Annotated in this window: 15 protein-coding genes; 4 read left to right on the plus strand and 11 right to left on the minus strand. The window is 71.4% G+C overall.

Annotated features, from left to right (window positions below):
• Nucleotides 1–25 precede the first annotated feature (25 nt).
• On the plus strand, nt 26–871 hold the full coding sequence (gene larE / locus GXY35_08865) for an ATP-dependent sacrificial sulfur transferase LarE (GenBank protein ID NLW94688.1): 846 nt from the start codon (nt 26–28) through the stop codon (nt 869–871).
• Nucleotides 868–5,151 carry a CoA activase gene (locus tag GXY35_08870; protein ID NLW94689.1) on the plus strand — a complete coding sequence of 1,428 codons (4,284 nt, stop codon included), beginning with the start codon at nt 868–870 and terminating at the stop codon, nt 5,149–5,151. The genes larE and GXY35_08870 overlap by 4 nt, the downstream gene beginning before the upstream one ends.
• Nucleotides 5,152–5,185: 34 nt before the next feature.
• On the opposite strand, the gene GXY35_08875 is transcribed toward GXY35_08870, so the two are convergent.
• The 5 genes from GXY35_08875 to GXY35_08895 form a co-directional block, all read right to left on the minus strand.
• Nucleotides 5,186–5,932, minus strand: a complete 747-nt coding sequence (locus GXY35_08875) for an outer membrane lipoprotein carrier protein LolA (GenBank protein NLW94690.1) — start codon at nt 5,930–5,932, stop codon at nt 5,186–5,188.
• Complete coding sequence (locus tag GXY35_08880; GenBank protein ID NLW94691.1) at nt 5,929–6,579, minus strand: hypothetical protein; 651 nt, start codon at nt 6,577–6,579, stop codon at nt 5,929–5,931. The genes GXY35_08875 and GXY35_08880 overlap by 4 nt, the downstream gene beginning before the upstream one ends.
• An 89-nt stretch (nt 6,580–6,668) precedes the next feature.
• On the minus strand, nt 6,669–7,340 hold the full coding sequence (locus GXY35_08885) for an ABC transporter ATP-binding protein (protein ID NLW94692.1): 672 nt from the start codon (nt 7,338–7,340) through the stop codon (nt 6,669–6,671).
• Nucleotides 7,333–8,430 (minus strand): FtsX-like permease family protein, encoded by a 1,098-nt coding sequence (locus GXY35_08890; GenBank protein NLW94693.1) that lies wholly within the window; start codon nt 8,428–8,430, stop codon nt 7,333–7,335. Before GXY35_08890 ends, GXY35_08885 begins: the two co-directional genes overlap by 8 nt.
• Nucleotides 8,427–9,254 (minus strand): hypothetical protein, encoded by an 828-nt coding sequence (locus GXY35_08895; GenBank protein ID NLW94694.1) that lies wholly within the window; start codon nt 9,252–9,254, stop codon nt 8,427–8,429. Before GXY35_08895 ends, GXY35_08890 begins: the two co-directional genes overlap by 4 nt.
• 127 nt (nt 9,255–9,381) lie before the next feature.
• On the opposite strand from GXY35_08895, the gene GXY35_08900 reads away from it, so the two are divergent.
• Nucleotides 9,382–10,020 carry a hypothetical protein gene (locus GXY35_08900; protein NLW94695.1) on the plus strand — a complete coding sequence of 213 codons (639 nt, stop codon included), beginning with the start codon at nt 9,382–9,384 and terminating at the stop codon, nt 10,018–10,020.
• Nucleotides 10,021–10,127: 107 nt separating this feature from the next.
• Here the strand turns inward: GXY35_08900 and GXY35_08905 are convergent, their stop codons facing one another.
• From GXY35_08905 to GXY35_08930, 6 genes are read right to left on the minus strand one after another with little or no spacing between them, the layout of a single operon-like run.
• The gene (locus GXY35_08905) at nt 10,128–11,510 is read right to left on the minus strand and encodes a 4Fe-4S dicluster domain-containing protein (protein ID NLW94696.1); all 1,383 of its coding nucleotides are present in this window, start codon (nt 11,508–11,510) and stop codon (nt 10,128–10,130) included.
• A 38-nt stretch (nt 11,511–11,548) separates the two neighbouring features.
• Nucleotides 11,549–12,628, minus strand: coding sequence for a radical SAM protein (locus GXY35_08910; GenBank protein ID NLW94697.1), 1,080 nt, complete (start codon nt 12,626–12,628; stop codon nt 11,549–11,551).
• Between the two features lie 25 nt (nt 12,629–12,653).
• Nucleotides 12,654–13,625, minus strand: a complete 972-nt coding sequence (locus GXY35_08915; protein NLW94698.1) for an alpha/beta fold hydrolase — start codon at nt 13,623–13,625, stop codon at nt 12,654–12,656.
• Complete coding sequence (gene asnB / locus GXY35_08920; GenBank protein NLW94699.1) at nt 13,604–15,523, minus strand: asparagine synthase (glutamine-hydrolyzing); 1,920 nt, start codon at nt 15,521–15,523, stop codon at nt 13,604–13,606. Before asnB ends, GXY35_08915 begins: the two co-directional genes overlap by 22 nt.
• A 39-nt stretch (nt 15,524–15,562) precedes the next feature.
• A complete protein-coding gene (locus tag GXY35_08925) occupies nt 15,563–16,759 on the minus strand; it encodes a glycosyltransferase family 4 protein (protein NLW94700.1) in 1,197 nt (398 codons plus the stop codon).
• Entirely contained in the window at nt 16,756–19,089 is a 2,334-nt protein-coding gene (locus tag GXY35_08930; GenBank protein NLW94701.1) for a glycosyltransferase family 39 protein, read from the minus strand. Before GXY35_08930 ends, GXY35_08925 begins: the two co-directional genes overlap by 4 nt.
• Before the next feature lie 185 nt (nt 19,090–19,274).
• On the opposite strand from GXY35_08930, the gene GXY35_08935 reads away from it, so the two are divergent.
• Nucleotides 19,275–19,903: hypothetical protein (locus GXY35_08935; protein NLW94702.1), on the plus strand; the 629-nt coding region annotated here is incomplete at its 3' end.

A 19,903-nucleotide genomic window follows, 5' to 3' on the forward strand; every position in this document is an offset into this window, starting at 1 on the left:
GTTTCCCCGCACGGCACGTGAGACTATGAACGCACTGACGGTAAAGCACGAGCGTCTGAAGCGGCGCCTCGCCTCCCTCGGGAGCCTGCTCGTCGCCTACTCGGGCGGGGTGGACAGCACGCTGCTGCTCGCGGTCGCCGCGTCCGTGCTCGGGCGGCGTCTGCTCGCCGTGACGGCGGATTCCCCGACCTTCCCCGCCGCCGAGCGGCGGGAGGCCCGCCGCATCGCGCGCCGGCTCGGCGTCCGGCACCGCGTTGTCAGGACCCGGGAACTCGAGGATCCGCGCTTCAGGGAGAACCCCGCCGACCGCTGCTACTGGTGCAAACGCGGGCTCCTCGGCGCGTTGCGGGCCGTCGCCGCGAGGGAGGGGATCGCGGCGGTCGCGCTCGGGTCCCAGCGGGACGACTCCCGGGACTACCGCCCCGGCGAACGGGCGGCGCGGGAGATGCGCGCCCTGAGCCCGCTCAGGGACGCGGGATTCACCCGGCGGGATGTCCGCCTGCTCTCGCGCCGGCTCGGGCTTCCCGGCTGGGACCGCGAGCCGGCGGCCTGCCTCGCGTCGCGCATCCCCTACGGCCGGCCGATCGAGCGGGCGGCGCTGCGCCGCGTGGAACGGGCCGAGGAACTGCTGCGGGCCGAAGGCTTCCGGCGGGTCCGCGTGCGCGCCGACGGCACGGCGGCGCGGATCGAGGTCGACCCGGCGCAGGTCGGCGCGTTTGTCTCCCGCCGCGCGCGCCTCTCGGCGGCGCGTGCGCTCAGGCGCCTCGGATTCACCGCGGTCTCCGTCGACCTCGAGGGGTACCGGACGGGGAGCCTCAACGAGGCGCTCGGGGCGAAGGGGCCCAGGCGGACGCGGAGGGGGAGGCGATGAGCGCCCGTCCCGTCGCACCCCCCGAGGGCCCGCGGTACGTCGGCATCGACGTCGGCTCGGTGAGCGTCAAGACGGCGGTCGTGGATTCCGGCGGGGCGCTCCTCGGCGCCTGGTACCGGCGGCACCGGGGCCACCCGCTCTCCGTGATGGAGGGGATGCTGCGGGAGCTCCTCGCCGCGCATCCGCTCCATCTGATCCGCGCGGTCGCCGCCACCGGCTCCGGCGGCAGGCTCGCCTGCGAGATCCTCGGGGCCGAGTTCGTGAACGAGATCATCGCGCAGGCCCGCGCCGCCGCGCGTCTCTGCCCAGGGGCGCGCACGATCATCGAGATGGGAGGGGAGGACTCCAAGCTCATCCTCGTCCGGGACGATCCGTCCTCCGATCGGGGCATCATCGAGGATTTCTCGATGAACACGGTCTGTGCGGCGGGGACCGGGTCGTTCCTGGACCAGCAGGCGAGCCGGCTCGGCCTGTCGATCGAGCGGGAGTTCGGCGAGCGCGCCCTGCGGTCGCAGCGCCCCCCGCGCATCGCCGGGAGGTGCTCGGTCTTCGCCAAGTCCGACATGATCCACCTCCAGCAGATCGGCACCCCCGACTACGATATCGTCGCCGGGCTCTGCTGGGCCGTCGCCCGGAGTTTCACGAGCAACGTCGGGAAGGGGCGCGCCTTCACGCCGCCGATCGTCTTCCAGGGGGGGGTGGCCGCGAACGCGGGGGTCGTGCGGGCGTTCGAGGACGTGCTCGGCCTGAAGCCGGGCGCCTTGATCGTGCCGCCGCATCACGCCGCCATGGGGGCGATCGGCGCCGCCCTCTACGCCGCGGGGGAGGGGCTCGACACCGCCGGCCGTTTCCGCGGGCCGGACGCGGTCCAAGGCCATTTCGCCCGGCGGAAGACGGAGGAGGGCGGCTGCGAGCCGCTCCTCCTCGATCCGCAGGGCGGGGCGCGGCCGGGGGCCGTGCGGGGGCTGCCGGCCGAGGCAACGGAGCCGGTGGAGGCGTACGTCGGGGTCGACATCGGCTCGCTCAGCACGAACGTGGTGGTCGTCGACCGCGACGGCGCCGTGCTCTCACGCCGCTACCTGCCCACCGCGGGGAGACCGCTCGAGGCGGTGCGGCGGGGCCTGAAGGAGGTCGGCGACGAGATCGGGCGCCTCGTCCGCGTCCGCGGCGTCGGGACCACCGGGTCGGGGCGCTACCTGATCGGCGACTACATCGGGGCCGACGTGGTCCGGAACGAGATCACCGCGCAGGCGACCGCTGCGGTCCACCTCGATCCCGACGTGGACACGATCTTCGAGATCGGGGGCCAGGACTCCAAGTACATCAGCCTGAAGCGCGGCGCGGTCGTGGACTTCGAGATGAACAAGGTCTGCGCCGCGGGGACCGGTTCGTTCCTCGAGGAGCAGGCGGAGAAACTCGGCATCCGCATCGAGGAGGAGTTCGGGGCGCTGGCCCTCGAGGCGGAGAGCCCGGGACGCTTCGGCGACCGGTGCACCGTCTTCATGGAGTCGGACCTCGTGGCGCACCAGCAGCGGGGGATGGGCAAGAAGAACCTCGTGGCGGGGCTCGCCTGCTCGATCGTGCACAACTACCTCAACAAGGTCGTCGGCGACCGGCATATCGGCGACGTCATCTTCCTCCAGGGGGGGGTGGCGTGGAACCGCGGGGTGGTCGCGGCGTTCGAGAAGGTCACCGGGAAGAAGATCATCGTCCCCCCACACCACGACGTCACCGGGGCGATCGGTGCCGCCCTGCTGGCGATGCGGGAGACCGGCGGGCGCGGGGGGGGGCGCTTCCACGGCTTCGATCTCAGCCGAAGGGCGTTCGACTCGACCTCGTTCACCTGCAGCGGCTGCGACAACCTCTGCGAGATACGGCGGGTCACCTTCGCGGGCGAGCGTCCGCTGCACTACGGGGCCCGCTGCGAGCGGTACGAGGTGCGCGACGACCGGCGGGAACGCGAACTGCCCGACCATTTCGCCGCCCGGGAGCGGCTGCTCCTGGCGGCGGGGGAGGGGGAGACCCGCAAGGAGCTCGACGGCGTCCGGCGGTACGCGCCCCGGGGGACGCCGCGCGGGAGGATCGGCATCCCGCGCGTCCTGCACCTGTACGACTTCTTCCCCTACTGGCGGGAGTTCTTCAGGGCGCTCGGCTTCGAGGTGGTGCTGTCGGAGTGCACCACCCCGGAGATCATCCACCGCTCCGTGGAGCGGCTCTCCACAGAGACCTGCTTCCCCGTCAAGATCGTGCACGGGCACGTGCTGAGCCTCCTCGACGAGAAGCTCGACTACCTGTTCCTCCCGAGCGTCATCAGCATGGCCCGCCCGCGGACGCGCGTCTCCCAGAGTTACTGCTGCCCGCTCGTGCAGGCGATCCCGTACATGCTCCGCTCCGCGCTCGATCTCGACCGCGCCCCGGTGAAGCTCCTCGAGCCGCCGCTGATGTATCTGCGCGGGAGGAAGAGCATCGAGCGGTCCCTCGTGCGGATGGGGCGCGGGATGGGCCTTCCCGCCGCCGCGGTCCGCAGGGCGCTCGCGGCGGCCGAGGAGGCGCAGGGCCGTTTCTCGGAGGCGCTGCGCGCCGTGGCGAAGGAGGCGCTGGAGGCGCTCGGACCGAACGGGCGGGCGATGGTCGTCATGGGAAGGCCGTACAACACCAACGACGCCGGCGTCAACCTCAACCTCCCCCGCAAACTGCGCGCGCTCGGCGTCGTGCCGCTGCCGCAGGATTTTCTCGACGCGGAGGCGGTCGACCTCTACGACCAGTTCCCGAACATGTACTGGCGCTACGGGCAGCGCCTCCTGGCCGCCGCCCAGCTCGTGCGCAACGACCCGCGCCTCTTCGCGGTCTATCTCTCCAACTTCAAGTGCGGGCCCGACTCGTTCATCGAGCATTTCTTCCGCAGCAAGCTGGAGGGGAAGCCGTATCTCCAGCTCGAGATCGACGAGCACAGCGCCGACGCGGGGATCGTCACCCGCTGCGAGGCGTTCGTCGACAGCCTCGCCAACTTCCGCGAGGCCCCGCCCGTCTCCGACTGGAGGTTTCGCCGGGTGGCCCTGAAGGGGCGCCGGACGCTCTACGTGCCGCTGATGTCGCTGCACGCGCACGCGTTCAGCGCGGCGGTGCGCGCCTTCGGCTACCCGTCGGAGCCGCTCCCCGAGTCGGACGAGCGCACGATGGAGATCGGGCGGCAGTTCGCCTCGGGGCGGGAGTGCCTCCCGTTCATCACGACCACGGGCGACATGCTGAAGAAGCTCTTCGAACCGGGCTTCGACCACCGCACCGCCGCCTTCTTCATGCCCACCGCGACCGGCCCCTGCCGCTTCGGGCAGTACGCCCAGATGCACCGGATGATCCTCGACGACCTCGGCCTGAAGGACGTCCCGATCGTCGCGCCGGAGTCGAGCGACTCGTACGCCTCGCCGATCGGCGTCAAGGGGAACGAGTTCAGGCGCCTGGCGTGGCGCGGCCTTCTCGCGGTGGATATCCTCGAGAAGCTTCTGCGCGAGCACCGCCCCTACGAGACCATCCCCGGCGAGACGAACCGGGCCTTCGAGGAGTCGCTCCGCCTGGTGGTGAAGGGGATCGAGGAGGGGGGGGATGCGATCTTCGCCCGGCTCCGGCAGGTGCGCGAGATCTTCCGCGGGGTCCGGATCGACCGCAGCGGGGGGAGGAAACCGATCGTCGGGGTGGTGGGGGAGATCTACGTCCGGAGCAACCGCTTCTGCAACAACGATATCGTCGCGCTCGTCGAGCGGCTCGGCGGGGAGGCGTGGGTCGCCCCGGTCACCGAGTGGGTCTTCTACACCACGAACCGCTACCTCGAGAACAGCATCGCCGCGGGGAGGTACGTCGACTTCCTGAAGGGGCTCGTCAAGGAGAAGGTCCAGAAGATCGACGAGGCGCGCCTGCTCTCGATATTCGACGGGATGCTCCTCAACCTGCACGAGACGGGGATCGAGGAGCTGCTCGCCCTGAGCGCCCCCTACATGCACCACACCTTCGGGGGCGAGGCGATCCTCACCATCGGGAAGGCGATCGACTATATCCGCAAAGGGGCGTCGGGGATCGTGAACGCGATGCCGTTCACCTGCATGCCCGGGATGGTCTCCGCCGCCGTCTCCCGCACGGTGCGCGAGCGGAACCGGATGGTCCCCTGGCTCAACATGACCTACGACGGGCAGAAGGGGATCGACGACAGTACCCGCATCGAGGCGTTCATGCACCAGGCCCGCGCCGCCTGCATCGACGCGGCGGCTCCCCCGGTCCGCACCGCGTAGGCCTCCCCGCGCGCCGGTCTGCGGGGCGTGAAAACTAGTACTCCACGACCTCGGTCCCCGGGGGGATGCGGAAGTCGAACTCCGCGTCGTCCATCGGCGCGTCGGTCGTCACGTTCGAAAAGATGAAGACGGTCGTGTCCCCGCCCGTTTCGAACCGCTCGCTCCGCACCGGGATCCCGCGCGCCGGGTCGATGACGAGACGGAGCCGCTGGAACTGCGACTTGAGGTCGGCCGATTTCGGGACGAGGTCGAGGACCGGCATCCCGTCGGGCCCGGCGGAGGCCTCGGCCTCGAAGTTCCGCCTGATCTCCTCCGCCGTGTTGCCGAAGCCGATGAGGAGCGACTCGGTCTTCCGGTCCCGCGCGAGCGATATCCTCTGCGCCTGCCTGATCTCCGGCATGTACATCAGGGCCCGCCCCTCCTTGAGGAATATCGCGGTGCGGTCGGGTTCCCGGTACTCCCAGCGCATCATCCCCGGCCGCTTGTAGCGGATCGTGCCGGAGGAGACGCGTTTCTCCCCGAAGAGCGCGTAGGTCCGCTCCTGCCGGAAGTCGGCCCGGAGCGCGACGAGCGCCCGGCCCGCCTCCTCCATCCTCTTCAACACCTCCTCGGTCGTGACGCCGCCTGTCCGGGCCACGGGCGACGCGGCCGTCCCGGCGGGGCGGACAGGCGCCGGCGCCTCCTGCGTCGCCTCCGCGGGCGGGGGCGGGGCGGCTGCGGGGGACGCGCACCCCGCGATGAGGAGCGCCGCGGCCGGGATCGTCGAGCGCAGCGTGTTCATTCGGCACCTCCCTCCGGGGCGCGCCGCCCCGTGCGCAGACGTTGGCATATCCTCTTCAGGACCCAGACCGCCGCGAGGGCGGCCAGCACGGCGAGGATCTGCCGGTTGCTGGGCTTGAGCTGGTACCCCAGGCCGGCGAGCAGCAGGTAGCGCGGGTAGCGCCCGACGAGCGTCGCGAGGACGAACCGGGGGCGGCTGTAGCGCGTCGAGATGGCCAGGAGGCGCGGCACGTCCACCGGGAGCACCACGATGTTCGAGGCCACGAGCGTCCAGAACGGCCACCGCGCGAACCACTCCGCCGCGCGGCGGTACGACGCGGTGCCCCGCACCCGGTCGATCCGCTCCACCCTCAGGAGCGCGGTGAGGACGTAGTAGTCGTGCAGGTTCGCGACGGCGGTCGCCGCCGAGCCGACGAGGGCGACGAGGAACGGGTTCCAGGAGCGCCCGATCCAGAGGAAGAGGGGGATGATCTGGATCGGGCAGAACTGGCAGGCGCAGCTCACGACGAGCGCGAAGCCGGCGAGCTGGGCGAGTGGGGCGCGCCCGGTCGTCCACAGCCAGTGGACGAGAACGGCCATCGCCGCGGCGTAGACGGCGAACCACGAGAACCAGCGAGCCGCCGAGAGGGGGCGCCGTTCCGTTTCCATAGTTCAGCGTCGCGCCGCGAAGGACGCGAAGGGAATGCTGCAGGACGGGCCCGTTTCGTCCTTCGTGTTCTTCGTGGTGAACGCGCCTCTTAGGCCTCGATCCGCCCGTCGCGCATCCTGACGATCCGTCCGGCCGCCGCGGCGACCCCGGGGTCGTGCGTCACCAGCAAGATCGTCTGCCCGAGATCTCGGTGCATCTCGCCGAGGAGGTCGAGGATCCGGGCGGAGTTGCCGGAGTCGAGGTTCCCGGTCGGTTCGTCGGCGAGGAGGAGGGCGGGCCGGTGCGCGAGGGCGCGCGCGATCGCCGCCCGCTGCTGCTCGCCCATCGAGAGCTCGCAGGGACGGCGGCGCATCTTGGACGCCAGGCCCACCCGTTCGAGGAGCGCGTCGATCCCCGCCTCGTCGAGCCCCCGGATCCTCTGGGCGAGGGCCAGGTTGCCCCGGACGGAGAGCGTGGGGAGGAGGTTGAACCGCTGGAAGACGAAGCCGGTAGTCCTCCCCCGGTGGCGTGAGAGGGCGGCGTCGCCGAGCCCGTCCAGGCGCTTCCCCGCGACGCTGACCGTCCCCGCCGTCGGCGCCGCGAGGCCGCCGACGATGTGGAGGAGCGTCGACTTCCCGCAGCCCGACGGCCCGACGAGCGCGGCGAAGTCGCCCCGCCCGATCTCGAGGTCGACGCCGCGCAGCGCCTCGCAGTCCCCGGCCGCGCTCCGGTAGATCTTGTGGAGCCCCGCGGCGACGACGAAGGCGGCCGCGTCATTCATAGCTGAGCGCCTCCACCGGGTCCACGCGGGCGGCCCTGAAGCCGGGGTAGAGCGCCCCGAGGACGCCCCCCGCGAGGGCGAGGAGCGTCGAGCGGGCGATACCCCAGACGCCGAGTTCCATCGTCAGGAGCGGGTGCGACCGGGCGAGCCAGAGCCGCGCGGAGACGGTGAAGACGACCCCGGCGGCGGCCCCGAGGGCGCAGAGCAGGAGCGACTCGCCGACCACGAGGCGCAGGATCCGCCCGCGGGTCGCCCCGAGCGAACGGAGGATCCCGATCTCGCGGGTCCGCTCCACGATCGTCGTGTACATCGTCAGGAGGATGACGAGGAAGCTGATCACGAGCGCCGTCGAGGTGATGACCCCGAAGAACTCGCGGAGCCCGGTGATCTCGTTCACCACCGCGTCCTCGTACCGGTCGAGCGCGCTCGCCCTGAGCGCCGGCAGGCGCGCGTCGATGCGGGCGGCCACCTCAGCCGCGTCGGCGCCGGGGACGATCTTCACGAAGAAGAGCGAGCACATCCCCTCGAGGTGCATCGTCTCCTGGAGCGTCGAGAGCGGCAGGTAGACGCGCGCCCCGACGCCGCTGCGGAATATCCCCGCCACGGCGAAACGGGATCCGAGCAGCGGGATCGGATCGCCGACGCGGTAGCCGTTCGCGGCGGCGAGGCGGCTGTCGAGGAGGAGCTCGCCGGGGCCGCGCCAGGGGCGGCCCTCGAGCATCTCGAGCCGCCCGCCGACCGCCTCGTACCGGTCGAGGTCGAGGCCGTAGATCACGTAGATGACCTTTTCGATCGTGGTCGTCCAGGTGAGCACCGGGCAGGCGGCGTCCACGCCGTCGACGGTCTCGATCTCCGCGCCGTAGCGCACCGGGAGGCTGCTCCCCTTGAAGGCGAGCAGGCCCGAGGAGCCGGCCGGCTGCACGATGACGCTCGCGCCGGTGTTGCGCATCCGCTGCGCCGACTCCGAGATCATCCCCCGGCAGAGGCCGTTGAGGACGAGGTAGAGGGCGATGCCGATGCCGACCGCCGCGACGCAGACGAGGCTCCGGGTCTTGCGGTGGAGGACGTTGGAGACGACGAGGTTCGTCATTGCGCGCACTCCGCGAGCGGCCGGACGGCGGTCCCCGGGGGCGGGGCGAGCGTGAACATGCCGTCGGCGAAGGCGGGGTTCACGCGGAGGTCGGAAAGGCGGAGAAGCAGCCGCGCGCCTTCCGCGGGCGCCTCGATCGCCACCCGCCGCGGGAGCGAAACGGCTGCCCCGTCGGCCGGGGAGAAGTCGGCGCATCGGAGATCGCGGCTGAGACGCCCCTCCCGGTCGAAATACTCGTACCGCACGGGGGAGAGGTCCCGGCGGTCGAACGTCACCCTGCGCGCGAGCGCCGCCGCGACCGGGTCGAACGAGTGGAGCAGATAGCATTCCGGCTTTGTCTCCATCGCGTGCACGAGGCCGTCTTCGCCGCGCAGGCCGAGGAGCGCTTCGGCGAGGAGCGCCGCGTCGGGGAAGCTTCCCGGGAGGGCGGAGGCGGAACGGCCGCGGTAGAGGGCCCGGTCCCTGGGCACGTGGACGGAGATCGTGCCGCCGTCGTCGAGGAGGTCGAAGAGGGTCGGCAGCATCGCCGCCCCGCCCCGCATCCTGAGTTTTCCCGGGCGCTCCAGCGCCAGCATCCCCGAGAATGCGCGCGCGGGCCCCCGCGCGGGACAGGCGAACGAGGCGGCGTACGCCGCCTGCAGCGTTTGGACGCCCGTTCCGCCCGGGGCGATGCGGGCCAGAAGCTCCTCCCGCGAGGCGGTCAGCATCGGCGCGGGGGCCTGGGCGCGCGGCGGGAGGATCGCGCAGCCCGCGACCGCGAAGGCGGTAAGCGCGAGGAGCGGGGCGCGGAGAAGCGGCGGAAGGCGACGGGGGTGCGCTCGCATGGCGTGGGGCAGAATAGCACAATCGCCCCTCCCGTTGAAGCCCAAAGCCGCCCAGGCCCTTGCCCCGCCCCGGGCCGGATGGTATACTTCCCCCTCGCGCGAACGGATGCGCGGAACGGAGGTGGCGATGGTCTGGAAGAGGCGGTGTGCGGTCGTGGCGCTGTGGTTGGGCGCGCTGCTGTGCGCGGCGGGCGCGGATGCTGCGCCGGTGAGGATCTATTCGGAGGACTGGAGCGGCGGCCAGGGCGCATGGGGCGGGATCGGCGGGTTCAGATGGCCGAGGAGGATGTTCGTCGGGCACCCGCTCGCCCAGTACGCGTACTACTTCGGCGGGAGCTGCGGCATGGGGCTGCGCGCGAATACCATCCCGTCCGTCCGCTTGCGGGTGGTGACCCGGGTCATGATGCAGGGGAGCAACCGCAACGGCTTCTCGGTGAACGTCAGGACCTCGGGCGGCGCGATGATCTACAAGTACTCGATGGGGGCCTACAACAGCGTGCAGGCGAACGACCAGCCCCCGACCTACCGTCCGATCTCATCCAAGATCGGCTACAAGTTGAACACGCCGTACGAACTCTCCTCGTACTGGTTCCCGGGAACGGGGCGCTACGCGCTCAGCCTGAAGAACCTCGTGACGGGAGAGGAGAAATTCGACGGCTACTTCCATTGCGGCTCGAACGCGGTGCCCGGCTGCATCACCTTCGACCAGGAGGCGGGGCAGGGTCCGGCCGTCCTCGGGCGGGTGGAGGTCTGGCTGGGGCAGTGATCGCGGGCGGCTTTGTAACATCCTGAACGGACCGGGGGCCGGCTTTCCGGGGCCCCCGGTGTTTTTTCACGCCCCATCGTTGACGATCCGCCCCTGTGCGCGGCCGCTCAGGCGCCCGCGGGGCGGATCCGCCGCTTCGCCTTCTCCACGAGCGTTTGGACGACCCTCCGTCTGAAGAAGATCGCCCCCACGAGCAGGCGTCCCGGCCGCGAGAGCAGAATCCTGAACAGGAAACGCCGCAGGCGCGGCCTGTCCGCGGCGAGGTAGGTCGCCGCGCGCAGCGATTCCCGCAGCGTTGCCGTTGCGGCGGGGACGGCCGCGTAGCCGTAGTCGGGAAACCGGAGACCCCGCCGCCTCCTCCGTTCGATGCCGCGGCAGGCGCGCAGGCGTTTCATGCGCACCATCGGCTGGTGGCTCGACGCGACGCGCTCCGCGGGGAACGGCTCGAGGACGAGCGCCCCGTCCGCGCGCGCCTTCTCGAGGGCGCCCAGCCCCCGCTCGGTGCGGGCGAGTATGAAGCTGTAGCCGCCGCGGAGCTTCGCCTCCGCCTCCCACCCCTTCACCCACGGATCGCCGACGACGACGTCCGCGAACTCGGATGTCGCGTCGATGCAGAGGCGGCAGCGGGGGGGGGAGTAGAGCTTGAAGAAGAGGGTGAGACACTCCTTGGCGTTGGGCCGGTATCGGTCGGGGCCGAGGTGCGGGTAGGGGAGGTACCGCAGGGCGCCGTCCTTCATCCGGGCCCGGATGTAGCCGGGGAGCTTCCCGCCGCGATACTCGACGCGCTCGACGGCCGCCTCGTCGATCCGGTAGATCTCGAGGAGGTCGCGGAGCGCCCGGTGGTCGAGGCAGGAGTGGCAGAAGAGGCCGGTCACGAGCGCGAGCGATTCCCCGACCGCGGGGTTCAGCTCGGCGAGCCGGCGCACCGCCTGCACGTGGCAGGGGAGCCCGGTGAAGACGTACGGCCCGTTTTTCTCGATCCCCCGGAACAGGTGGAGCGCCGCGCAGGCCGGGTACTTGGAGGAAGCGCCCGCCGCCGCCTCCCCGCGCGTGCGCGCGATCGCCGCCTTCGGCTTCCACCCCCGCGTTTCGTCGGGGACGACGACGAACGCCCCGCGCGCCTTCCCCGTGTCGATCGCGTGAAGCGCGAGGGCCGTCGCGACGCCGCCGGAGGTCCCGCCTCCCCGCACCTCGGGATCGCGCGCGTGGCCGAGGAACGCCGCGAGGAAGCGGCCGTGCCCGTCGCCGACCCCGGTTTCGCCGCCGAGGATGCGGCGCGACTGCTCGGGGAACGAGAACCCGGTCCCGGTACAGACGCGGACGCAGAGGCCGCAGTCGGTGCAGGCCTCCTCCCTCCCCGTCCACGACGGGTAGGCATCGTCGCCGGGGGCGAGGACGCCGCGCGGGCAGATCGCCGCGCACGCCCCGCACCGGTGGCAGAGGCCGGCCTCGACGATCGCCTTCACTGTTCGGAGCGCCGCGGTGCGCATAGGGGCGTTTCCGGAAACCGCCGCGATGCCGCGCGCGGTCAGCCGTGGTAGCCGGGGATGATCTTCCAGTAGTTGAACAGATGGGAGAGCCGCTGCGGCACGCACAGGCGGCAGTCCGGCATCGGGAACCCCCCGGTCCGCAGCACGGCGCGCATCGCGCGGTAGCGGTCGCCGGCCCAGATGCGTTCGAAGGACTCCTCGGCCATCGAACCGACCTTGGCGTCCTGGATCTTGGCGTAGCAGCAGAAGGAGACCTCGCCGTGTATCCGCACGAACGTGGAGAACCATGGCACGATGCAGTGCCGCGCCAGGGTGCGGAACTGCTCCCCCCCCGCGTAGGCCTCCCAGTGGCGGGGGAGCAGGTAGGAGAGGAAGTCGTCGAGGTTGGTGCGCACCTTGAGCTCGCGGGCGACCCGCCGCGCCTCCCGCAAGGACGTCTCGAACTCGCCGCGGTCAATCCCGCCCACCAAATCCGCGACCAGATCCTCGATCCGGAAGATCGACAGCGGCTTGAAGAAGACCGCCCCGACGCCGCAGCGGTGCGCGAGGCGGACGATCTCCGCCGCCTCCCGGAAGTTCTCCTTCTGCACGACGAACTGGAAGCGGATGAACGGGGTCGGGGAGCCGGTCCGTTTCTTGATCTCCCCGATCCGGGCGACGTTCTGGAGCACGCGCGGGTGGAAGTCGGTCCCGCGGATCCGCCGATAGGTCTCCTCGGACGCCCCGTCCATCGAGACCTTGAGAAGGTCGAGGCCGCTGCGCACGAGCTCCTCGAGGGGGAAGGCGTGGGCGGCGAGCGTGGTCACGAGGCAGGTCTTGATCCCCTTCTCCGATGCGTAGCGGATCATCCTTGGCTGCTCGGGGTGGAGCAGCGGCTCCCCGGCCGCGGAGAGGTACAGATGGAGCGGATCGACCTCGTCGATGATCCGCCGGTACAGGTCGAACGCCATATGGTGCGGATCCTCCACCTCCCGGGCGCGTGAGCACATGATGCAGCTGAACGGGCAGACGGTGGTGTTCTCGAGGATCAGGTGGATGGGGGCGTTCCGCATGCGGAGCGGCTTGCGCAGGACATTGAAGGCGGTGGACGCGTAGCGTCCGATCTTCACCGGGTGCATGGTCATTTCCGTGCACAGTATAGCATCATCGTCCGCCTCGGTCGAGCGGCGGCGCCGACTCCGGTGCGCCCTCCCGGCCGCCTCGGCCGATCGACGGGGCCGCCATCCATTTGTCTATGGCCCGCGCGAGGCGGATGACGCCGGCGGGTTCGAGCATCTCCTCCGCGGAGAGGATGTCGAAGCCGAAGTTGTGATTGACGTCGGGGATCGAGACGAAGCGTTTCGGGACCTCGAGGCGGTCGTGGAACCTGGCGCTGTACGCGATGATGTTGGCCGCGTCGGCCTCGGCGACGATCAGGAGGACCTGCGCCGAGCTCCGCAGCGGCAGGTACCGGAATATGTTCAGCGGCCCCTTGATCCTCTCCCACTGCTCGCGGGTGATCTCGCATTGGACGGTGCGCTGGAAGCGGCGCTGCAGGGGGGATGTCCCCTCCGATTCGGGGCCGGCCGTATCCATGAAGTTCCCTGGCGAGATCGCGATGATCCTGCCGACCCTCTCGTCTTTCGTCCCGACGGCGACGGCGAGATTGGCCCCCATCGAATGGCCGGCGACGGCCAGCCGCGTTCGGTCCACGGGGAGGTGCCGGAGCATGTAGGACAGGGCGGCCTCCGTGTCGCGGGTGAAATCGCAGTCGCGCGGGATGTTGTAGTTGGCGGCCTTGCCCGACTCGCCGAAGCCGCCCAGGTCGAACGCGAAGACGAGGTAGCCCTTGCGGGCCAGCCGCCGCATCAGGTGCACGTACAGCGGCGTGTCCTTCCCTTTCGGGAGAAGGCCGTGGACGAACAGGATCGCGGGGTATCGCCGCCCGGGGAGGCCGCGGGGCTGGTAGACCCTGCCCACGAGCGCGTGGTGCTTTGGGCCGGAGAAGGTGACCTCCCTGATCCGGCAGCGGAACAGGGTCGAGAGACGCTCCCCCTCCGCGCCGATGAAAATCCCCGCGGCGAGGCACGCCGCGGCGGGGAGGATCCGTCGCACTACCGACATGATGGTGCGCATCGCCGATCCACGAACTCCCGCGCCCAGATCTCGAACAGCATCAGCGCCCAGAGGCGGTGCGCGTGGTTCTCGCGCCCGTCCAGATGCTCCGTGACGAGCCGCCCTACCTCCTCGGGCCTGAAGAAGCCCCGCCGCCGCAACGCCCCCTCCGACAGCAGGTCGCGCATCAGGGGCTGCAGCTCCTTCCTGAGCCAGCTCCGCATCGGGATGCTGAACCCCTCCTTGCCGCGCGCGAGGATCCGCGGCGGGAGGATCCCCGCCACCGCCCTGCGCAGCAGGTACTTGCGCCGGAAACCGCGCACCTTCATCTCCGGGGGGACCGATGCCATGAACTCGATCACCCGGTGGTCGAGCAGCGGCACGCGCGTCTCGAGCGCGCAGGCCATGCTCATCCGGTCCGTCTTGACGAGGCAGTTGTCCGTCAGGTAGGTGGCCAGGTCGACGGCGAGGAGGCGGTTCAGCCCGTCCGCCCCGGCGAAACGCCTGAACTGCGCGCGTATCGGGGCGTACGGTTCCTCGTCGAGGAGCCGGTCCCGGAATGCGTCGGTGTAGAGCGCCCGCTTGTTGCGCTCCGAGAGGAAGACCATCCAGCGGAAGTGGCGGAGGTCGGCGGGGAGCGCCATCCCCTCGGCGAACCGCTTCAGGCGGTTCACCGCGCCCTTCTTCTTCTCGGGCGGTCTCAGGGAAGAGATCAGGCGCGAGAGCGGCGGTTTCCCGAGGAGGCGGGCCGCGCCGAAAAGGAGGGTCGACAACCGCTGGGCGCAGTAGGTGTCATAGCCGCCGAACACCTCGTCGCCGCCGTCGCCCGTGAGGGCCACCGTGACGCGGCGGCGCGCCGCCTGGGAGACGAGGAAGGTGGGGAAGACGGAGAAGTCGGCGATCGGGTCGTCGAGGTGGCGGACGAGCTTCTCGGCCAGCTCCGGCGCGCAGGGGCGCAGGATGAACTCCTCGTGCCGCGTGCCGAAATGCGCCGCGACCTCCCGCGCGTAGGAGAGCTCGTCGTAGCTCCGGTCCTGAAACCCTATCGAGAGGGTCCGCACCGGCTCCGCGGCCGTCTGGGACATCAGGGCGACGACGGTGCTCGAGTCGAGCCCCCCGCTCAAGAACGCCCCCAGCGGGACGTCGCTCACGAGCTGGCTCCGCACCGCCTCGCGCAGGACCGAGAGGAGACGCTCGCACAGCTCGCCCTCGGGGCGCCGGACCGGCTCGTAGCGGGGCTCCCAGTAGCGGCGCAGGACGGCGTCGCCGTCTTTGAGGGAGAGGCGGTGCGCGGGGGGGAGCTTGCGGATCCCCTTCAGTATCGTGCGGGGGGAGGGGATGAACTCGTAGGTGAGGAGGTCGTCGAGGCCGTGCGGGTCGATCTCACGCGGCATGCCGGGGCGCTCGAGGAGCGCCTTGAGTTCCGAGGCGAATGCGAAACGGCCCCCCTCGTGGAGGTAGTAGAGCGGCTTGATCCCGGTATGATCGCGCGCGAGGAAGAGGGTTGCGCGGCGCGAATCCCAGAGGGCGAAGGCGAACTGGCCCACGAAACGGTCCAGGCATCCCTCGCCGTGCTCCTCCCAGGCGTGGACGACGACCTCGCAGTCCGTCCGCGAGGAGAACCGGTGCCCGCGTTTTTCGAGGTCCGCCCGGAGCTCGGCGAAGTTGAAGATCTCGCCGTTGAAGACGAGCCAGACGGAGCCGTCCTCGTTCGGCATCGGCTGGTGCCCGGCGGAGGAGAGGTCGATGACGCTCAGCCGCGTGTGGCCGAGGGCGACGAAGGGGGGGCCGCCGGGGAGGAGCACGGCGCCGCGGTCATCGGGGCCGCGGTGGGCGAGCGTCGCCGCCATGCGCCCGACGAGCGCCTCGTCGGGCGCGGGAGGCCCGTTCCGGTCGACGATGCCGCAGATGCCGCACATCGCGTCTCCCCCGATCAGCGCGCGGAAAACGGCGGCGCCTCAGGCGCTCCCCGCGCGCGCCAGGGCCTGCACGTGGGCGTACAGGTCGCGCACCCGTTCGAAATGGGCCCGGTACGAGTAGCGCCGCTCCGCGAGCCGGCGCGCGTTCGCCCCGAGGCGGTTGCGGAGTCCCGGGTCGCGCGCCAGCGCGGCGACCCCGTCGGCGAACGCCTCCACGGTCGGCTCCGTCAGCATCGCCGTCTCCCGGTCGAGGACCTGGGTGTGGACGAGCAGGTCGGTGGCGACGGTCGGCTTCCCCGAGCGGAGGTACGAGTAGAGCTTGAGCGGCGTGTTGGTGCCTATCTGCCGGTAGGAGAGGAGGATGTCGCAGGCGGCCATCCAGCGCGGCATCTCCTCCGGCGGCTTCCTGCCGGGGAGGATCAGGCGCTTCCCGACGCCCAGCCGTTCCCCGAGCGCCCGGATCGCCTCGATCTGCGGAGGTTCGCCGCCGACGAAGACGAAGACGACGTCCGGGCAGGCCGCGGCCACGCGCGGGATCCCGCGCACGATCGCCTCCAGCCCCTGGTTGTACTCGAAGGTGCCCGTGTACAGGGCGATCACCGCCCCCTCCGGCCCGAGTTCGGCCCTGAGCCGCGCCGCGTCGGCGGGGTCGGTCTCGCAGGAGTCGGGGCCGAGCGGAAGGTTGTCGACGACGTCCACCCTCCCGCGCGCGCCCGCGGCGAGCGCGATCTCCTTCAGGTGGGGGCAGATGGCGATCACCGCGTCGGAGTGCCGGAGGACGCAGCGCTCGAAGAGCCGGGCGGCCCGGGCGCAGAGGCCCGGGAGGAGACGCGGGTAGTTGTAGTTGCGGAGCTGCTCGGGCAAACTCGAGTGCATGTCGTAGATGTGGGGGATGCCGAGGAGGACGCGGAGGGCCACCCCCATCGCCGCCGCCTCCTCGTGCGTGTGCACGCAGTCGTACCTCGTGCGGGCGCAGCACGCCGCGGCGGTCCAGAACAGCAGGAGGTCGAGCGGGAGCTTCGCGGGGGAGGGGCCGACCCGCACGTGGCGTATGAACGGCAGGGCCGGGATCCTGCGGATCGTCAAACCGGGGAAGGCGATATCCTCGCCGAGGTGGTAGGTGACGAGGTCCACCTCGTGGCCGAGTTCGGAGAGGACCCGCACACGGTTGCGGATGCTGAACGGGGTACCGCGGACGCTGAAAAACGGTTCGGGTGCGAGCATCAGGATTTTCATCGGAGCGCCGTTTCCGGGGTGCGGGGAGAGTATACCCCCCGCTCCTCCTCGAAGTGAAGCGGATTGTTCGGCGCCCGCCGCTCGGGCGAGGGGAGGGGGGGAAACGCCCCGATTCGCTCGACAAGGATCGAGTCGACGCGAAGGCCCGCGGGGAGGCGCGACTCGACGCGGAACTGCAGGCGCCGGGGCCGGTCGTTCTCGAACGCGACCGGGACGTCGAGCCAGACGTCCGCGCGCGGAACGGAGGACGGGTCCAGGTCGGCGGAGGCGAGCGCGTCCGCCGCGGAGACGCCGGTGACAAGGACCGTTCCGAACGGCCCGCCCGGGGGGATCGTGCGCGCCTTGACCCTGAAGGTCGCCCGCCATCGTCCCGCCGCGTAGCGCGCGTACGGCCCGGCCGTGAGCAGTTCGTTGCCGCCCGCGTCCCGGGCTTCCACCGCCGCCCCGCCCGAGGCGCCCGCGTCCTCGACCTGCGCGCCCCCCGCCGCCCGGATCCGCTCGGCCTCGTAGCCTCCGGTGTCTTGGCGCGGGGCGGCGTCCAGCCGGTACACCTCCATGAAGTCGACGCCGCAGCGGGAGACGGTGTGGACCCTGCGCAGGCCTCGGGAGAGCCGCAGCGTCTCCCGCTCGAGGTTCTTCAGCCGGTGGCCGAGCGGGACGACGAGCCAGTCGGAGTCGGCGGGCGCGGCCCGGTTGATGAGTATGTCGCACGGGGGGCCGGGCCGCCCGCGCTCCCAGTAGTGGCGGAACTCGCTGTAGAGCCCCATCGCGTAGACCGCGTCCTCTTCGCGGGCGCGGGCGCGGATATGCTCGACCGCCTCGCGCGTCCCGGTCCGCGCCCCGACCGCCACGATCCTCACCGCCCCCGCCGGCCCCCCGACCAGGGCGTTGTAGTAGATGTCGAACTCCGGGAAGACGTTCAGGAGGGGGACGCAGAGCGCGCCGATGACGATCGCGCCCGCGGCCGCCTGCACGGCGCGCCTCGGGCCGAGGAGGCGCCCGAGAAACGCCCCCGCCGCGGCGAACCCCTCGCCGGCGAGCAGGCAGAGAAACGGGAGGACCGGGCTGAGGTAGCGGAACCCCATCTTTCGGCCGAGACTCATCACCGCGATGAAGACGGTCGCCGCGACCGCGCAGAGCAGCAACCCCTGCCAGCGCGGCTCCCTGCGGACGAACGCCCGTCCGGCGAGGAACAGTCCGACGAAGAGCGACGCCAGCAGCGCCGGGGGCGTGGCGATGAGGAGCATGAACGGGTAGAACCACGACGGCGGCGACGTGACGACCCTTCCCATCCAGTATTTCATGTGCCCCGCCTCGCCGATGGCGTAGACCTTCGAGGCGAGATTGAGGTGGTTGAGGAGCGGCCTCCGGAAGATCCCCGCGGCGGCGAGGAGGAGGGCGACGGCGGCCAGGCACGAGGCGGCGGCGGCGACCGCCCGGCGGCGCGCGGCCCGCGCCGCCTGCGCGGCGGCGAACAGGAGCGCCGCCGCGCCCAGGGCGAGGGGGATCGGAACGGACGCCGCCCGCTCGAAAAGCTCCGCCGCCCGCCGCGCGGGGAGAAGGCGGGAGCCGTAGCCGCTCCAATGGAGCTGGGCGGGCTCGTACCAGAGCTTGGTGAAGAGCAGGGCGTACAGGAGGAGGCCGCCGGCGAGCCACGCCGCGTCGGCGGGCGACGCGACGGGCGCGCCCCCGCGGCCATCGCGGAGCCGCACGCACAGCTTCCAGGAGAGGAGGATGGCCGGAAGGATGAAGGCGGGGGACTTGCTGAGCAGGGCGAACGCCCACGCCGCGGAGGAGGCGGCCAGCAGGAGCGGCGAGGGGCGGGCGGTGTACAGGAGGTAGAGGAGGAGGGAGAGGGCGAAGAAGAGGGTGAGCGTGGAGTCGATGTGCGCGATCCGGCAGAGGGCGATGTGCGAGGGGAGGAGGGCGAGGAAGACGGCCCCCCAGAACGCCGACGCGTCCCCGAAATATCTCCTGCCGACGGCGAAGAGGAGGACGCAGGTCGCCGTGCCGACGAGTGCGATCGGCAGCCGCGCGGCGGCGATCGGGTCCATCAGTTCGAGCGAGCGTCCGGCGGCACCCTCGCCGAGAAAGGCGTGCGATGCGCCGATCAGGACCCCCGGCACGACCCCGGGGTGGCCGAACGGGGCGGTGGCCTCCCTGAGCCTGCCCGCCGCGAGGGACGCCACGGACCGGCGCCCGCGGGTGATCCAGGTGAGCTCGTCGGCGTTGAGGTCGGTCCCCCCCAGGTCCCACAGCCGCGGGACCCCCGCGAGGAAGGCGAGTGCCGCCCCGAGAAGGAGCGGGGACACCCTGCGTCGTGCGTTCACGGACGCCAGTATACAGAATGCGCCCCTTTAGGGCAAACGCCGCCCCGGGCGGATAAGGCGGGCGCATGGTCAGCGGCCCCCCACACATTCCTTCCGTCGTGGGGGGGGCGGCGCCGATACGCGACCGCGGAGGAGGCGCCGCGCCGGCCTGTCCCTCATCCGCCGCCCGTGGTACAATGCGCCCGATGAAGACCCGCGCCGCCTTCGCGCCGCTCGCCGTGTTTGTCGCCTCGCTGGCGGTCTTCTCGTTCTGCCGCTCGCTCCTCGTCGGGATCCGGGCGGAGGGCGTTCGCGCGACGAGGGCGTTCGCCGGCGACGAGCCGTCGTACCTGCTGCTCGCGCACAGCCTCGCCGTCGACGGGGACCTCAACCTGCACAACAACGCGCTGAACCGGGACGGGCGCCGTTTCGGCGTCGAGCGGTGCGGCGGGCACATCGCGCGGAGGGATTGTGCCCGGGGCGAGGCATGGTCGATCCACACCCCCGGCCTCCCGCTCCTCATCGCGCCCGTCTACGCGCTGGCATTGCGGACGGGCCTTTCCCCCCGCGCCCTCGCCTGTATCCTCCTGAACCTCCTCGCCGCCCTCCTCGCCGTCAACACCTGGCTCCTCTGCGTCGACCTGGCCGGTGGCCGGGCCTCTTTGGACCGACCCGGCTGCGTGCCGCTCGTTTCCCCCCTGCTGGCCGTGGCGGCGGTCGTCCTCACCCCGCCGGTGATCTTCTACGCCAACCTGATCTACCCGGAACTCCCCGCGGCCCTGCTCGTCCTGTACGCGTTCCGCAAGGCCCTTCCCACCTGGAGCGGGGGAGCCGG

This window comes from Chlamydiota bacterium (assembly GCA_012729785.1).
Taxonomy (GTDB): domain Bacteria; phylum Auribacterota; class Tritonobacteria; order UBA1439; family UBA1439; genus UBA1439.

Bases quoted from the DNA above. Each gene is read 5' to 3' on its own strand.
- larE (NLW94688.1), top strand. From the start codon at position 26: ATGAACGCACTGACGGTAAAGCACGAGCGTCTGAAGCGGCGCCTCGCC.
- GXY35_08870 (NLW94689.1), top strand. From the start codon at position 868: ATGAGCGCCCGTCCCGTCGCACCCCCCGAGGGCCCGCGGTACGTCGGC.
- GXY35_08875 (NLW94690.1), bottom strand. From the start codon at position 5,932: ATGAACACGCTGCGCTCGACGATCCCGGCCGCGGCGCTCCTCATCGCG.
- GXY35_08880 (NLW94691.1), bottom strand. From the start codon at position 6,579: ATGGAAACGGAACGGCGCCCCCTCTCGGCGGCTCGCTGGTTCTCGTGG.
- GXY35_08885 (NLW94692.1), bottom strand. From the start codon at position 7,340: ATGAATGACGCGGCCGCCTTCGTCGTCGCCGCGGGGCTCCACAAGATC.
- GXY35_08890 (NLW94693.1), bottom strand. From the start codon at position 8,430: ATGACGAACCTCGTCGTCTCCAACGTCCTCCACCGCAAGACCCGGAGC.
- GXY35_08895 (NLW94694.1), bottom strand. From the start codon at position 9,254: ATGCGAGCGCACCCCCGTCGCCTTCCGCCGCTTCTCCGCGCCCCGCTC.
- GXY35_08900 (NLW94695.1), top strand. From the start codon at position 9,382: ATGGTCTGGAAGAGGCGGTGTGCGGTCGTGGCGCTGTGGTTGGGCGCG.
- GXY35_08905 (NLW94696.1), bottom strand. From the start codon at position 11,510: ATGCGCACCGCGGCGCTCCGAACAGTGAAGGCGATCGTCGAGGCCGGC.
- GXY35_08910 (NLW94697.1), bottom strand. From the start codon at position 12,628: ATGCACCCGGTGAAGATCGGACGCTACGCGTCCACCGCCTTCAATGTC.
- GXY35_08915 (NLW94698.1), bottom strand. From the start codon at position 13,625: ATGCGCACCATCATGTCGGTAGTGCGACGGATCCTCCCCGCCGCGGCG.
- asnB (NLW94699.1), bottom strand. From the start codon at position 15,523: ATGTGCGGCATCTGCGGCATCGTCGACCGGAACGGGCCTCCCGCGCCC.
- GXY35_08925 (NLW94700.1), bottom strand. From the start codon at position 16,759: ATGAAAATCCTGATGCTCGCACCCGAACCGTTTTTCAGCGTCCGCGGT.